Origin of the sequence: Plantibacter flavus, assembly GCF_002024505.1 — a bacterium.
Taxonomy (GTDB): domain Bacteria; phylum Actinomycetota; class Actinomycetes; order Actinomycetales; family Microbacteriaceae; genus Plantibacter; species Plantibacter flavus_A.
Map to the genome: position 1 here is coordinate 3,444,165 of NZ_CP019402.1, position 14,800 is coordinate 3,458,964.

Consider the following 14,800-nt stretch of genomic DNA (forward strand, 5'->3'; position numbering starts at 1 on the left):
CAGCGCGGTGCGCTGGCACGAGCGCGCCCCACCGACGTGAGCGCGGGCCCCCGGAGGGTCGCGCTCGCGTCGGTGGGGCGCGGTGATCGGTCGGATCAGCTCGCGTCGGCTGCGGTGATCGCGATGGCCTCGTCGAGCTCACTCTCCACCGGGCCGTCGACCCGGGCGAGGTGCTTGCGTCCGAGGACCACGATGAGGACCGCGACGATGAGCGAGCCGGCGGCCACATAGTAGGGCGCGGCGGGCGAGATGAGCTTCGCGATCTCCGCGGCGGCCGGTGGCGCGATGGCCCCACCGAGGAACCGGACCGACGAGTAGGCCGAGGATGCGACGTTGCTCGGCAGGTCCGTCGCCTCCATGACCGCCTCGGTCAGCACCGTGTTCATGACGCCGAGCAGCAGCCCACCGACGACGATGCAGACGATGAGGCCGACGGTGGACTGCACGAGGAGTCCGGCCGCGACGAGGTCGAGTGCCAGCAACGGCAGGACGAGCTTGATCACGGAGGTGCGACGCATCCGGGCCGTGAGCAGCGGTGCGACGAACACGCTCGTGATCGCCAGCGCGACACCCCACCCGAAGAAGGTGAACCCGAGACCCATCGCATCGAGGCCGAGCGGGAACGGCGAGTATGCGAGGAGCGTGAAGAAGCCGATGTTGTAGAACAGTGCGGCTGCCGCGAGGATGCCCAGCGACGGGATCGCCAGCGCCCTGAACGGTGCGGACAGCTTGAGCGGCGCGGGCTTCGGGCCCTCGGTCTTCAGCAGGGTGACGATCGCGATGAACCCGACGGCCATGAGCGTCGCGGTGCCGAAGAACGGCCACTTCCAGCCGATGCCGCCGAGGAGACCCCCGAGCAGCGGACCGATCGCGATGCCGAGTCCGAGGGCGGCCTCGTACAGGATGATCGCGTTGGCGCGTCCGCCCGCTGCGGCTCCGACGATGGTGGCGAGTGCCGTCGAGATGAAGAGCGCGTTGCCGAGGCCCCAGCCGGCCCGGAAGCCGATGACGGCACCGACGGAGTCGGAGAGGCCCGCGAGGAGCGCGAACAGGACGACGAGCGCGAGTCCGATGAGGAGCGTGCGCTTGGCACCGATCCGGCTCGACAGCCAGCTCGTGAACAGCATCGCCACGCCGGTGACGAGCAGGTAGCTCGTGAAGAGCATCTCGGCCTGGGTCGGCGTCGCCTGGAGGTCTTCGGCGATCGCGGGCAGGATCGGGTCGACGAGGCCGATGCCCATGAAGGCGATGACGCTCGCGAAAGCGACCGCCCAGACGGCCTTCGGCTGGTGCAGGATGCCGCCGAGGCCGGCACTGTGGCCTGCGGCGTGGCCGTGGCTCGACGCTGCGGGGGTGGGCACGGAGGACGTGTGTGCGCTGGTTTCGGCGCTCATGCCGTCAGCTCCGAGGCGACCTCGACGGCCACGCGGGCCTGGATGATCTCGACGGTCCTGGCGATCGCGGCGAGGTCGTCGTCCTCGAGGTCGGTGAAAGCCGGCTCCAGGGCGTCGGTGAGCTCGTCGCGCCAGGCGAGGAGGGCGGCCGTCCCCTTGGGGGCGATGGCGATGAGCCACGCGCGGTGGTCGTCGACGTCGGCGATCCGCTTGATCCAGTCGCGCTCGTCGAGGCTCTGCACGAGCTTGGTCATCGTGGGTTGGGACACCCGGCTCTGGCGGGCCAGTTCGCCGACCCGGACGGGGCCGACCGTGGTGAGCACGGAGAGCGTGCGCCAGACGGCGGGCGATTCGGAGGATCCGGTGGCCTGGGCGGCAAGGCGGGTGAGCCGGTGCGATGCCGTGATGAGGTCGCCGAGGATGGTGTGCAGGGGTGAATGCGTACGGTTCTCGGTCATGATGTGACCAGTATACATAGCTTGGCTATACACATCCACCCGACCCGTCCCCAACGCAGGAGTTCGTCGGCGTGGCGGGCCTCGGTGGCGCGGCACGCCGAGACACTCCTGAGTTGGGGCCGGGGGGCAGGTCGGGTCAGCGCATCCAGGTGGTGAAGGACTGGCTGACCCGTGGATCGGGCGGGTGGGCGTCGCTCGCCCGTTCCGACTCGGTGAAAGCGGATGCGAGCTGGGCTCGGATCCAGGTGATGGTTGCACGCCAGCGTGCATGGGTGTTCATGGTGGTGGGTTCTCCCGATTCGGGCACCGCACCGACAGCCCCCACTCACCGGGAGCGGAACGACGACGCGGATGCCTGCGTGAACCGTCGACGAACGTCGTCGACGGGGTGCAGAGCATCCGCGTGCATGGAGGGGCGCGACGAATCGCAGGCCCCCCGGTTAACCGACGGAGGGCACCGCTCCCGAACGAATCGGGGGCGATGCCCTCCGATCACGGATGTCTCTGCCGAGTGCACACAGCACTCGTCTCAGGAAGATCCGCGATCGTCAGCGGCGACCGACCGGAGTCGGTCGCCAGCCCAGTGGTTGTCCCCCGCAGGGGACCGACTACTTGAGCGTGACGGTGGCGCCGGCAGCCTCGAGGGCTTCCTTCGCCTTGTCAGCGGCTTCCTTGTTGGCGCCTTCGAGGACGGCAGCCGGAGCGCCGTCGACGAGAGCCTTGGCCTCGCCGAGGCCGAGCGAGGTGAGCTCGCGGACCGTCTTGATGACCTGGATCTTCTTGTCGCCAGCAGCCTCGAGGATGACGTCGAAGTCGGACTTCTCCTCGACCTCTTCAGCAGCAGCGCCGCCGGCAGCAGCCGGGCCGGCAACGGCGACGGGAGCAGCAGCGGTGACCTCGAAGGTCTCCTCGAACAGCTTGACGAACTCGCTGAGCTCGATGAGCGTGAGCTCCTTGAACGCGTTGATCAGTTCTTCGTTTGACAGCTTTGCCATGATTGTTCTCCTTGTTTCATGCCCTGCAACCGCATCACGCGGCGCACAGGTACGGGGTTGATGGTTCGCGGAACCGAATTACTCGGCCGCGGACTCCTGCTTCTCGCGCAGCGCCTCGACCGTGCGAACGGCCTTCGAGAGCGGTGCGTTGAAGAGGTAGGCAGCTCCGAACAGCGAGGCCTTGACGGCGCCGGCGAGCTTCGCCAGCAGCACTTCACGGGACTCGAGGTCGGCGAGCTTGCGCACCTCGTCAGCGGTCAGCGGGTTACCGTCGAAGTAACCGCCCTTGACCACGAGGAGAGGGTTTGCCTTGGCGAAGTCACGAAGAGCCTTCGCGACGGTGACCGGGTCACCGTGCACGAATGCGATCGCGGACGGACCGGCGAGCTCGTCGTCGAACGACGAGATGCCGGCGTTGTTCGCCGCGATCTTGGTCAGCGTGTTCTTCACCACGGCGTAGGTTGCGTCCGCACTGATGCTCTTGCGCAGGGTCTTGAGCTGAGCAACAGTGAGGCCGCGGTACTCGGTCAGCAGAACGGCGGTCGAGCTCTGGAACTTCTCCGTGAGTTCGGCAACCGAGGCTTCCTTGTTCGCCATGGCCACTCCTTTTCGAATCTTGAATGCATGCAGCGGAGGCCGCACACACCAACCGCCGGACCGGTGAAGGATTCGGGCATGAAAAAAGCTCCGGCGCAAGCGCACGGAGCTGGGGAGAGGCGAGCCTCGATCAGATCTTCATACACCTGCGCTGGACGTCTCGTCATGAGAACCTTCGACTGTCTCGTTTGCACGCGACAGTGACCGGCGGTCTTTGGTTTCCACAACCATAACACACCCCCGACCCCGCTCCGACAGGCGTGCTCCGGGCGCTCACGACCGCCCGCCCGGATGTCCGAGGCGACCGGCACCATGGAGCCATGATCCAGACGCTCGCCATCTCCGGCTACCGGTCCATCCGAGACACCGTGCTGCCGCTGCACGGCCTCGACGTCGTGACCGGCGCGAACGGCACCGGCAAGTCCAACCTCTACCGGGCACTCCGGCTCCTCGCGAGTGCGGGCGACGGCGATGTCGTCGGATCACTCGCCCGCGACGGCGGGCTCTCCTCGACGCTCTGGGCCGGCCCCGAACACGTGAGTCACGCCATGGTCGACGGCTCCGTCCCGGTCCAGGGCACGCGCCGCTCGGGGCCGATCAGCCTGCGACTCGGGTTCGCGACCGACACGCTGGGGTATCTCATCGACCTCGGGATCCCGCAGCCGTCCACGACCCTGTTCGGCCGCGACCCCGAGATCAAGCGGGAGCAGATCTTCGCCGGCGCACTGGCCAAACCGAGCAGCCTGCTCGTCGACCGGCACGGTCCGGCGGTCCGGGTCCGCGACGGGTCGTGGCGTCCGATCGGTCGAACGCTCGGCACCTCGGAGAGCATCCTCACCGAGTTCTCGGACGCCGACGCGACGCCCGAGGTCCTCCGCGTGCGCGGCCAGGTGCGCGGCTGGCGGTTCTACGACCAGTTCCGGACCGACCGCGAGGCCCCGGCACGTGCGCCGCAGGTCGGCACGCGGACGCCCGTGCTCGGACACGACGGTGCCGACCTCGCCGCCGCGGTAGAGACGATCATCGAGTCCGGCGCCCGGGACCGCCTCGACGCCGCCGTCGACGACGCGTTCCCCGGCAGCGTGCTGCGTGTGCGTGCCGACGACGGGGTGTTCCGGCTGGAGCTCGAACAGCCCGGCATGCTCCGTCCGCTCTCGGCCGGCGAGCTGTCCGACGGCACGCTCCGCTACCTGTTGCTCGTCGCGGCACTCCTGACCCCTCGCCCGCCCGAGCTCATGGTGCTGAACGAGCCGGAGACGAGCCTGCACGGCGACCTCCTCCCGCAGCTCGCTCGGCTCATCACCGCGGCGAGCGCCGACACGCAACTCGTGGTCGTGTCCCACGCCCGCCCACTCATCGCGGCCATGCTCGAAGCCGGCGAGGTGCACGAGCACCGGCTGGTGAAGCGACTCGGCGAGACGACCGTCGAGGATCAGGGCCTGCTGTCGACGCCCCCGTGGACCTGGCCGTCGCGGTGAGCGTCAGGCCCCGGTGACCGCCGGCTAGGCGCGGTCGACCTGCTTGCCCAGGTAGCGGTCCGAGCCGTAGCTGAGGATGAAGAAGCCGATCAGCTGGAACAGGATGAGCCCGAAGATCCGGAACACGGTGCCCTTGTCGAACTGCTTGCCGATGTGCCAACCGACGATCCAGCCGAACACGATGTTCACGAGCGGGATGAAGTAGAGGATGGTCGCCGCGCCCGTGAAGCCGGCGAGTTTGACGACGACGTACCAGTTGTAGATCGGGATGATCGCGGTCCAGCCGGAGCGGCCCGACTTCTCGAACATGCCCCACACGGAGGCGACGAACAGGGCGTAGCCGATGATGCCGCCGAAGACGTTGGCGGGGGCGTTCATGAACTCGATGGCGGCCCGACCGTTGTCGTCCGCGGCGAGCAGGATGGTGTCGAACACGGTGGTGGCGCTCCTTGTCGTCGTCGCGGTCGGCCGACCGCCTCATCCGACGAATGTAGCGTGCGGGTCACACCGCGGACCAGCGGGTGTCCCGCTGACGCTCAGACCGCCCGGGCGGTGCGGGCGGCGTGCACGAACGACCGGATGAGCTCCGGTGATTTCACCCCGCGCGAGGACTCGACCCCGCTGGACACGTCGACCCCCCAGGGGCGGAGCTCGGCGACGAGGCCCTGGACGTTCTCCGGCGTGAGCCCTCCGGCGAGGATCCAGGTGCGGGTGGGTGGGTTCGCCACCAGGGCGATCGTGTCGAAGGTCTTCCCGGCTCCCGGGTCCGGTGCGTCGAGCAGCAGCAGCTCTTCGGCGTAGGCGGCGCGCTCGGCGGCGTTCTCGGAGGCGTAGCGCACCGCCGAGGTCGCCCGGAGCGTCCGCCACCCCATGGCCTGCAGCTCGTGGAACGCCTCGGGTGGTTCGTCGCCGTGGAGCTGGACGGCCTGCACCCCCGCAGCACCGGCGATCCGTGAGACCTCCTCGACCGACTGGCGCCGGAAGACGCCGACCGTCAGCACCGACTCTGGGACGTCGGCGAGCAGCGAGGCGACCCGTTCGGGCTCGACGGTCCGGGGCGACCCCGGCGCGAACACGAAGCCGATCGCGTCGACTCCGGCGTCCACCGCCGCAGCGACGTCGGACGCCTCGGACAGACCGCACACCTTCACCCACATGGGGACCACGCTACCCGGCCGCACGGATCACTCCGCCGACGGGACGAGGACGTCCGGGGTGGCGACGGCGGGTAGCTCGACGCGGAACACCGTCCGTCCTGGTGCGCTCTCGCATCGTACGGTGCCGTGGTGCGCGGTCACGACGGCGTGCACGATCGCGAGCCCGAGGCCGGTGCTCCCCGTGGCGCGTGAGCGGGAGTCGTCACCGCGGACGAAGCGCTCGAAGAGGTTGGGTTGCAGCGCAGGGTCGATGCCGGGACCGTCGTCCGACACGGTCAGCACGGCGATCTCGCCCGCAGGACCGCTCGCGACCGCCAGCCCCGTCCGCACGGTCGTCCCGGCGGGCGTGTGGGTCCGCGCGTTCGCCAGCAGGTTGACGATCACCTGTTGCAGCCGGGACGCGTCTCCCGTGACGAGGACGGGCTCCTCGGGGAAGTCCAGTTCGAACACGTGGTCCGGCCCGGCGACATGGGCGTCGCCGACGGTGTGGATGACGAGTTCGGTGAGGTCGACGGGGCGCTTCGCGAGTTCGCGTCCCTCGTCCAACCGCGCCAGCAGCAGCAGGTCCTCGACGATCGTGGTCATGCGACCGGCCTCGGAGCGGATCCGGCCGAGGGAGTGGGTGACGTCCTCCGGCAGCGCGTCCGACTTCCGCGCGGCGAGTTCCGAGTATCCGGCGATGGAAGCCAGCGGGGTCCGGAGCTCGTGGCTCGCGTCCGAGACGAACCGGCGCACCTTGTTCTCGCTCGCCTGCCGGGCGTTCAGTGCGGACGAGACGTGCCCGAGCATGCGGTTGATCGCCGATCCGACGCGTCCGACCTCGGTGCGCGGGTCGGTGTCCGACTCCGGTACCCGGACGGCGAGCGCCACCTCACCGCGGTCGAGGGGAAGCTCGGCGACGACCGCGGCCGTCGCGACGACGCGGTCGAGCGGGCGGAGCGAGTACCGCACGATCGCGAACGCCGCCAGTCCGGCGAGCAGCAGGACCACGACGCTCATGATCGCGATGAGGGTGACGAGCTGCATGACCGTCGACGCGACCTCGGCGAGCGGAAGCCCGATGATCCTCGTCGCGCCGCTCGCGTCGGTGACGGCGACGACGCGGTAGTCGCCGAGGTGCTCCCCGAGGTTGATGGTCGACGGTCGGTCACCGGCCGACACCGTGAGGATCATGGCGTCCTGGCTCTCGGTGCACGGGACCGTGCTGCCGTCGGCGCTGAGGTATCCGGCGTTGACGATGGTGCCGTCGACGACGATCGCCCCGAGTGCGCCGGGCCCGAGGCCCGGAGCGCCGATGAAGGCGGGCGGCTCACGCGTGCCCGAACCACCGCCGTAGCCGTCCGGGATGCCGGAGTCCGGCAGGGATTCCGGTGCGGGGAGCTGGCCGTTGCGGCCGTAGTCGACGATCCGCTCGGCGGCCTTCGTGAGCTGGTTGTCGACGCCCTCGGTGAGGAGGCCGCTCACCGCGACCGCGCTCGCGACGCCGACGATGGCGCTGCCGAGGGCGAGGAGGCCGACGACGACGACCATGAGGCGTCGACGGAGCGTCCACGGAGCGCGTTTGCGGCGGGTGGAGTCGACGGTCGTCGCTGTCGGGTCGGTGACGGGAGGTCTCGTGGTCACGAACCGACCGTCGGGATCTTCAACATGTAGCCGGCACCGCGCACGGTGTGGATCATGGGCTCGCGCCCGGCGTCGATCTTCTTGCGGAGATAGGAGATGTAGATCTCGACGACGCTCGCACGACCGCCGAAGTCGTAGCTCCACACCCGGTCGAGGATCTGGGCCTTGCTCAGCACCCGGCGCGGGTTCCGCATGAGGAACCGCAGCAGCTCGAACTCGGTCGCGGTGAGCTCGATGGGTTCGCCGTCGCGCGTCACCTCGTGGCTGTCCTCGTTGAGCACGAGGTCGCCGACCACGATGTCCGGGCCGGACTCGTCGGCGGCCAGCAGGGTCGACCGGCGGATGAGCCCGCGCAGCCGCGCGACGACCTCTTCGAGACTGAAGGGCTTCGTCACGTAGTCGTCGCCGCCGGCGGTGAGGCCGGCGATGCGATCGTCGAGCGAGTCCTTGGCGGTGAGGAACAGGACGGGGACGTCGCTCCCCGAGGTCCGCAGGCGGTTCAGCACCTGCAGTCCGTCCAGGTCGGGCAGCATGATGTCGAGCACGATGGCGTCCGGTCGGAAGTCGCGGGCGATCGTGAGGGCTTCACGGCCGTCGGCGGCGGTCCGGATCTCCCAGCCCTCGTAGCGCAGGGCCATCTGCAGGAGGTCCGTGAGCGTCGCCTCGTCGTCGACGACGAGCACACGGACGGCGGTGCCGTCGGCCCGTTTGAGTGCGCTTCGCGCGGCACCGGGCGCCTGGGTCGGGATGTTCACGCGTTCAGTATTCGCCTCCGCCCTATGAGCTGTCTATGAACCGGCCAGACGGATGCTGTGCCCTCCCCGAGCCGCCGGAGCGCCCGCAGCGGCCTGGGCCGATTCATAGCGTCACCGAGGCGCAGGCCAAGTGAGCCTCCGTAGCGTCCGGTCCAAGTCATCCGCGACGTGCGGATCGTCGGCGTCGCGCAACGGGGACGCCGGCACGTGCACCAGAGCAGAAGGAAACGCAGACATGTTCGGAACCTATCTCCGGCGGGAACTCGTCGGTCGCCGCAAACAGACCATCATCATCGCCATCGGGATGGCGCTCGCCATCGCCCTCGTGATCATCGTCAACTCGGTCGCCGCCGGCGTGAAGACGGCGCAGGCGTCGGTGCTGGAATCCGTCTACGGGGTCGGAACGGACATCACGGTGAGTCAGGCGGCCGAGGCGCCGACGGACGGCGGCGGCCCCGGCCAGAACTTCGACTTCGGCTCGGGCGACGGGTCGACGAGTGACGGGACGACGACCGTCAACCAGTCGCGGTTGGAAGCCGCGCGTGGCACGTCGACCTTCGACGCGACGTCCCTCGGCACGGTCACCGACGTCGCCAACGTCGAGGCCGCCGCAGCCACCCTGTCGCTCACGAACACGACCTTCACGGGCGAGCTGCCCGACTTCTCGCAGGCACAGGGATCCGACGGGGCGGCAGGCGTCCCGGGCGGTGACGCGAGCGGCGCGACCCCGCCGCAGGGTGGTCCGGACGGCGCAGGCGGGAGTTCCTTCGGCGTCGACTCCTTCACGGTCCTCGGTCTCGACCCCTCGGGCGACGCCGTGGGTCCGCTCTCGGCCGTCACCCTCAGCGACGGTCGCTCGCTCGCAGCCGACGACGCGGGCACGGACGTCGCCGTCCTCGACGCCTCCTACGCCACCGAGGCGGGGATCGCCACCGGCGACACGATCGACATCGCGGGCACCACGTTCAGCGTGGTCGGCACGGTGACCGCCTCCGGGGCCGATTCGACGACCGCATCGAACGTCTACATCCCCCTCGACGTCGCGCAGTCCCTCGCCGGGCTCGACGGCCAGGTCAGCGACGTGTACGTGCAGGCCGCCTCGTCGACCGACATCACGCAGGTGCAGACGGACATCGAGGCGGCACTGCCCGACGCGACCGTGAGCACCCAGGAGGACCTCGCGTCCACCGTGTCCGGCTCGCTCGCCTCGGCGTCGACGCTGGTGTCGAACCTCGGCACCTGGCTGTCGCTCATCGTGCTCGCCGCCGCGTTCCTCATCGCGATCCTCTTCACGATCTCCGGCGTCACGCGCCGGACCCGCGAGTTCGGCACGCTCAAGGCGATCGGCTGGAGCGACCGGCGCATCGTCGGCCAGGTCGCGGGTGAGTCCGTCGTCCAGTCGCTCATCGGCGGCGCCGTCGGTGTCGCGGTCGGCCTCATCGGCATCCTCGTGGTGAACCTCGTCGCTCCGACCCTCAGTGCAGCGGCGACGACCTCCGCCGGCGGCGGACTCGGCGGCCCCGGCGGTGCCGCGGGCATGCCGTCGGATGCGGCGGCGGGAGCGGCCGGTGGGTTCGGCGGTGCCCCGGGCGCTGCGGCCGCGACCACCACCGACATCGTCCTCCAGGCTCCCGTGACCGCGTGGATTATCGTCATCGCCGTCGGGATCGCCATCCTCGGCGGGCTGCTCGCCGGTGCGATCGGCGGGTGGCGCGCCTCACGACTGCGCCCGGCCGAGGCACTCCGCTCCGTCGCCTAGGCGACGCACCAGACGCCGCCGGGTGGCCGTCTCCCCCGCGACCACCCGGCGGTCCGACTTCTCACTCCGACCAGCAGAACGAAGGACCCCATGTACACGATCACCGGCCTCACCAAGCAGTACCGCCAGGCGAAGCGCTCCGTCACGGCGCTCGACGGCGTCGACCTCGAGATCCCCGATGGACAGCTCGTCGCCATCCAGGGCCCGACCGGCGGCGGCAAGTCGACGCTCCTCCAGATGCTCGGCGCACTGGACCGACCGACCGCCGGCAGCATCTCCCTCGCCGGCGACGACCTCTCGACGCTCAGCGAGACGAAGCTCGGCAGGATCCGCGCCACGGAGATCGGCTTCGTGTTCCAAGGATTCAACCTCATCCCGACGCTCACAGCACAGGAGAACGTCGAGATGGCCCTGGTCCCGATCGGCACCCCGCGGGCCGAACGCGAGACCAGGGCTCGCGCGGCGCTCGCGTCCGTCGGACTCGCCGAGCGGGGTTCACACCTCCCCGCCGAGCTGTCCGGTGGGCAGCAGCAGCGGGTCGCGATCGCCCGTGCGCTCGTCAAGGAGCCTGAGGTGCTGCTCGCCGACGAACCGACCGGCAACCTCGACGAGGAGACCCGCGACGAGATCATGGACCTCCTCGAGGGCCTGTGGCGGGACCGCGGGCTCACCGTCGTGGTGGTGACGCACGACACCGCGGTCGCCAAGCGCGCCGAGCGTCGTCTGCACATCGCGAACGGGAAGCTCAAGGACGTCACGACTCGGCGCTGACCGGCGCCTCGGCAGGCTCGGGGAGCGGCTCCCATCCGCTCCCCGAGCCGCCCACCCCGGTCCCTGAGCCACCCCCGCCCCGGTCCCTGAGCCTGTCGAATTGCCACGGGAATACGCCGTCACCGTGATTGGTTGACACTGATCAACTACTTCTCATATAGTTGACGCATATCAACTAGCTGACGTCATCACGATCGCGGAGCCCATGTCACACACCACCTCAACACCCGCCACGCCCGCTCGCGCGGACAACGGCATGACGCATCGCCAGGTGCTCGAGGCCCTCTCCGGCCTCCTCCTCGGCATGTTCGTGTCGATCCTCGCCGGCACCGTCGTCTCGACCTCCCTCCCCCGGATCATCTCCGACCTGAACGGCGACCAGACGGCCTTCACCTGGGTCGTCACGGCCACCCTCCTCGCCACCACCGTCTCGACGCCCATCTGGGGCAAGTTCGCCGACCTCTTCAACCGCAAGCTGCTCATCCAGCTGGCGCTCGGGATCTTCGTCCTCGGCTCGGCGCTCGCGGGCTTCTCGCAGGACACCGGCACGCTCATCGGCTTCCGCGTCCTGCAGGGCCTCGGCGCCGGTGGTCTCACGGCGCTCAGCCAGATCATCATGGCCGACATCATCAGCCCGCGTGAGCGTGGCCGGTACATGGGCCTCTTCGGTGCGGTCATGGCGGTCGGCACGGTCGGCGGCCCGCTCTTCGGCGGCCTCCTCACCGACTCGCTCGGCTGGCGCTGGAACTTCTTCGTCGGCGTCCCCTTCGCGATCGCCGCGATCTTCCTCCTGCAGCGCACGCTCCACCTCCCGAAGCGGAACGTCGGCAAGGTCAAGATCGACTACCTGGGCGCCGCCCTCATCGCCGGCGGCGTCTCGCTGCTGCTCATCTGGGTCACCCTGGCCGGGACGCAGTTCGAGTGGGCGAGCTTCACGACGCTCGTCATGGTGGGCATCTCCGTCCTCCTGCTCGCCGCGGCGGTCATCGTCGAGATCAAGGTCGACGAGCCGATCATCCCGATGTCGCTGTTCAAGAACCGCACCTTCACCCTCGCGGTCGTCGCGAGCATCTCGGTGGGTGTGGCGATGTTCGGCACCTCGGTGTTCCTCAGCCAGTACATGCAGCTGGCGCGTGGAGCGACGCCGACGGAGTCGGGCCTGCTGACGCTCCCGATGATCGGCGGCCTCCTGATCGCCTCCATCGTGGTCGGGCAGTTCATCTCCCGCTTCGGCCACTGGAAGCCGTACCTCATCGTCGGCTCGATCCTCCTCACCGCCGGCCTGTTCCTCATGAGCACGATCCACTACGACACGAACTACCTGCTCGTCTCGGTGTTCATGTTCATCCTGGGCGCCGGCGTCGGCATGGTGATGCAGAACCTCGTGCTCGTGGTCCAGAACGACGTCCTGCCGCAGCAGCTGGGTACGGCGAGCGCGGGTGTCGCGTTCTTCCGCAGCCTCGGCGGCACGATCGGCGTCTCGGTCATGGGCTCCGTGCTCGCGACGAAGGTCACCGACATGCTGGCCGACCGCCAGGCCGACCTGCAGGCGGCCATCGTCGCCCTCGGCGCACCCGGCGCCAAGATCGCCGAGACGCTCTCGAGCGGCACGATCCCGAAGGTGAGCACGCTGCCCGAGTCGGTGCGGACCATCATCGAATCCGTCTACGGTGACGCGGTGGCCGACATCTTCCTCGTCGCCGCACCACTCGCGATCCTGACGATCATCGCCGTGATCTTCCTCCCGAACAAGAAGCTCGGGTCGAAGAACGCCGTGCAGCGCATGGCCGAGCAGCGTTCCGGGGAGCCCGCCCTCGTCGGCGCGGCCACCGGGTCCGTCACGACGGCCACCGGGTCCACGTCGACCCAGTCATTCGCGACCGGTGCGCTCGACGTGGCCGAGGCCATGATCGGTGGCGAGGCGGACACCCGACTCGAGCGAGGACGGGACGAGACCGCCGACACCGACGGCGGCACGGAGACCGAGGCACACAGCCCCCGCCACGGCCGCTAGTCCGTACAATGCGAACGATGTCCATCGATCACGACGCCCAGGCCGGGCCGGCCGCTGCCGACGACGCAGCGGCCGGCACCGCGCACGACCTCGCGATCGGTGCCGTGGAGGAGCAGTTCGCGCTCCTCGTCAACCGCATCCGCAACGGTATCCGCGACCGCGCCGAGCGGATCTCCCCCGGACTCCAGCCGGCCGGCTACAAGTTGCTCAGCATGGTCTCGCGCTCCGGAGCGATCCGCGCCGGTGCCCTGGCCGAGATGCTCGCGACGGACAAGAGCGCGGTGAGCCGTCTCATCCACCAACTGGAGACGCTCGGCCTCGTCACGAGGACGCCGGACCCCGAGGACGGCCGTGCGAGCCTCGTCGTCGCGACCGCCGAGGGCGAGCGCCGGATGGAGTCGACACGGGCCAACGACCAGGCGATGCTCTACCAGCAGCTCTCGTCCTGGGACGAGGCCGAGGTGCGGCGGCTCGCCGAACTCCTCGCGAAGCTCAACGGCGCCCTCTGAAGTCCCTTTCTCAGGAGTCCGCCGGAGCGCCGGGCTCGCGAGCAAGCGACGCGCCGAGGAACTCCTGAGAACGGGTCAGCGCCAGCTGTGCTTCGGGTCGTACCCGAGGACCTCGCGGGCGTGGTCGATCGAGAGCAGGGTGCCGTTGCCGGCGATGTCGCCGGTGACGGGGACGTCCGGGAAGACCTCTGCGACGAGCTCGACGTTGTCGCGCGACATGACCGTGTCGGCAGCCGCGATGATGAACCGGTCGAATCCCGTGGCCTGGTGCTCGAGCGCGAGTCGCACGGCCTGCGCGCCGTCGCGGCCGTCGATGTAGCCCCAGAGGTTCCACTTGCGGAGGGTGGCGTCGGCGTCGAACGAGGGGAACGCCGCGTAGTCGGCCTCGTCCATCACGTTGGAGAACCGGAGGGCGATGATCTTGAGCTCGGGGTGCCACCGCGTGAGCTCGATCGCCAGCTGCTCCTCGAGGTGCTTCGACAGCGAGTACGTCGACTCGGGTCGTGCGGCGTAGGCCTCGTCGACGGGGATGTACGGGGGCGGGGTGTCGAACGGCAGCCCGAGCACGGTCTCGCTCGACGCCGTGACGATGTTCGTGATGCCGGCCTTGATGGCGGCGTTGAACACGTTGTAGGTGCTGAGGATGTTGTTCTGGAAGGTCGCGGTGTTCGTCGAGAGCCCCGGCGCAGGGATGGCGCTCAGGTGGACGACCGCGTCGAACCCGTTCGGCGCCTGCTCGTCGACACCGGTGAGGGCGTCGAACACCTGGCCCGCGTCACGCAGGTCGATGCGGACGAAGCCGTCACCGCGCTCTCCCGCCTGGTCGAGGTTGATCACCAGGTGACCGTGTTCCCGAAGATGGCCGACCACTGTTCGCCCGAGCTTGCCCGAGCCTCCCGTCACTGCGATTCTCATGACGCCATCCTGGTCCATCCGACGAGGAATGGGTGGGCGATTGACAACTCACCCAGGAACCGGCGGTCGCGGTGGAATGGCGGACCGTCGGCTCGCGTTGGAGGAGATGTGAAGCTCACCCTGTACACCTCCGCGTTCTGCGCCCCCTGCATGCAGGCTCGCGCCGTCCTGGCCGAGGTCCCGGCACTCGTGGCCGGAGCCGTCGTCGAGGAGCGCGACGTCGCCTTCCGTTCGGCGGAGGCGGAGGCCGACGGCATCCGTTCCACCCCGACGGTCATCATCACGGCCGACGACGGCACCGAGGTGTTCCGCGCGACCGGGGCACCCACGCTCAACCAGGTGCTCGTGGCGGCGGCGAAGGCGTTGTAGCCCTTC

General features: G+C 69.4%; 16 protein-coding genes. 6 read left to right on the forward strand and 10 right to left on the reverse strand.

Annotation, left to right across the window (positions count from 1 at the left end; translation table 11 throughout):
- Positions 1–95: 95 nt before the first annotated feature.
- From BWO91_RS15755 to rplJ, 5 genes are all read right to left on the reverse strand, one after another.
- Complete coding sequence (locus BWO91_RS15755) at positions 96–1,394, reverse strand: MFS transporter (RefSeq protein WP_079003247.1); 1,299 nt, start codon at positions 1,392–1,394, stop codon at positions 96–98.
- Positions 1,391–1,852 carry a MarR family winged helix-turn-helix transcriptional regulator gene (locus tag BWO91_RS15760; protein ID WP_064294532.1) on the reverse strand — a complete coding sequence of 154 codons (462 nt, stop codon included), beginning with the start codon at positions 1,850–1,852 and terminating at the stop codon, positions 1,391–1,393. The genes BWO91_RS15755 and BWO91_RS15760 overlap by 4 nt, the downstream gene beginning before the upstream one ends.
- A 136-nt stretch (positions 1,853–1,988) precedes the next feature.
- Positions 1,989–2,132 (reverse strand): hypothetical protein, encoded by a 144-nt coding sequence (locus BWO91_RS19775; RefSeq protein WP_153303516.1) that lies wholly within the window; start codon positions 2,130–2,132, stop codon positions 1,989–1,991.
- Positions 2,133–2,460: 328 nt separating this feature from the next.
- A complete protein-coding gene (gene rplL, locus BWO91_RS15765) occupies positions 2,461–2,847 on the reverse strand; it encodes a 50S ribosomal protein L7/L12 (RefSeq protein ID WP_064294533.1) in 387 nt (128 codons plus the stop codon).
- A 78-nt stretch (positions 2,848–2,925) separates the two neighbouring features.
- Complete coding sequence (gene rplJ, locus BWO91_RS15770; protein ID WP_064294534.1) at positions 2,926–3,444, reverse strand: 50S ribosomal protein L10; 519 nt, start codon at positions 3,442–3,444, stop codon at positions 2,926–2,928.
- Between the two features lie 320 nt (positions 3,445–3,764).
- Here rplJ and BWO91_RS15775 point away from each other — a divergent pair, with 320 nt between their 5' ends.
- The gene (locus tag BWO91_RS15775) at positions 3,765–4,922 is read left to right on the forward strand and encodes an AAA family ATPase (RefSeq protein ID WP_079003248.1); all 1,158 of its coding nucleotides are present in this window, start codon (positions 3,765–3,767) and stop codon (positions 4,920–4,922) included.
- 24 nt (positions 4,923–4,946) lie between these two features.
- Here BWO91_RS15775 and BWO91_RS15780 read toward each other — a convergent pair whose 3' ends face one another.
- From BWO91_RS15780 to BWO91_RS15795, 4 genes are all read right to left on the reverse strand, one after another.
- A complete protein-coding gene (locus BWO91_RS15780; protein ID WP_079003249.1) occupies positions 4,947–5,357 on the reverse strand; it encodes a DUF5684 domain-containing protein in 411 nt (136 codons plus the stop codon).
- Positions 5,358–5,458: 101 nt separating this feature from the next.
- Positions 5,459–6,079, reverse strand: coding sequence for a phosphoribosylanthranilate isomerase (locus BWO91_RS15785; RefSeq protein WP_079003250.1), 621 nt, complete (start codon positions 6,077–6,079; stop codon positions 5,459–5,461).
- Positions 6,080–6,106: 27 nt separating this feature from the next.
- Positions 6,107–7,702, reverse strand: coding sequence for a sensor histidine kinase (locus tag BWO91_RS15790; protein ID WP_240555545.1), 1,596 nt, complete (start codon positions 7,700–7,702; stop codon positions 6,107–6,109).
- Positions 7,699–8,457: a response regulator transcription factor gene (locus BWO91_RS15795; RefSeq protein ID WP_079003251.1), complete on the reverse strand. Its 759-nt coding sequence runs from the start codon at positions 8,455–8,457 to the stop codon at positions 7,699–7,701. Before BWO91_RS15795 ends, BWO91_RS15790 begins: the two co-directional genes overlap by 4 nt.
- Before the next feature lie 235 nt (positions 8,458–8,692).
- On the opposite strand from BWO91_RS15795, the gene BWO91_RS15800 reads away from it, so the two are divergent.
- From BWO91_RS15800 to BWO91_RS15815, 4 genes are all read left to right on the forward strand, one after another.
- Positions 8,693–10,216: an ABC transporter permease gene (locus tag BWO91_RS15800; RefSeq protein ID WP_071258766.1), complete on the forward strand. Its 1,524-nt coding sequence runs from the start codon at positions 8,693–8,695 to the stop codon at positions 10,214–10,216.
- A 90-nt stretch (positions 10,217–10,306) separates the two neighbouring features.
- Positions 10,307–10,987, forward strand: a complete 681-nt coding sequence (locus tag BWO91_RS15805) for an ABC transporter ATP-binding protein (protein ID WP_064294539.1) — start codon at positions 10,307–10,309, stop codon at positions 10,985–10,987.
- A gap of 256 nt (positions 10,988–11,243) precedes the next feature.
- A complete protein-coding gene (locus tag BWO91_RS15810; protein WP_079003252.1) occupies positions 11,244–13,001 on the forward strand; it encodes an MDR family MFS transporter in 1,758 nt (585 codons plus the stop codon).
- 17 nt (positions 13,002–13,018) lie between these two features.
- Entirely contained in the window at positions 13,019–13,510 is a 492-nt protein-coding gene (locus BWO91_RS15815; protein WP_158596512.1) for a MarR family winged helix-turn-helix transcriptional regulator, read from the forward strand.
- Between the two features lie 75 nt (positions 13,511–13,585).
- Here BWO91_RS15815 and BWO91_RS15820 read toward each other — a convergent pair whose 3' ends face one another.
- The gene (locus BWO91_RS15820; RefSeq protein WP_064294541.1) at positions 13,586–14,425 is read right to left on the reverse strand and encodes an NAD-dependent epimerase/dehydratase family protein; all 840 of its coding nucleotides are present in this window, start codon (positions 14,423–14,425) and stop codon (positions 13,586–13,588) included.
- A 108-nt stretch (positions 14,426–14,533) separates the two neighbouring features.
- Here BWO91_RS15820 and BWO91_RS15825 point away from each other — a divergent pair, with 108 nt between their 5' ends.
- Positions 14,534–14,794, forward strand: a complete 261-nt coding sequence (locus BWO91_RS15825) for a hypothetical protein (RefSeq protein ID WP_064294542.1) — start codon at positions 14,534–14,536, stop codon at positions 14,792–14,794.
- Positions 14,795–14,800 lie beyond the last annotated feature (6 nt).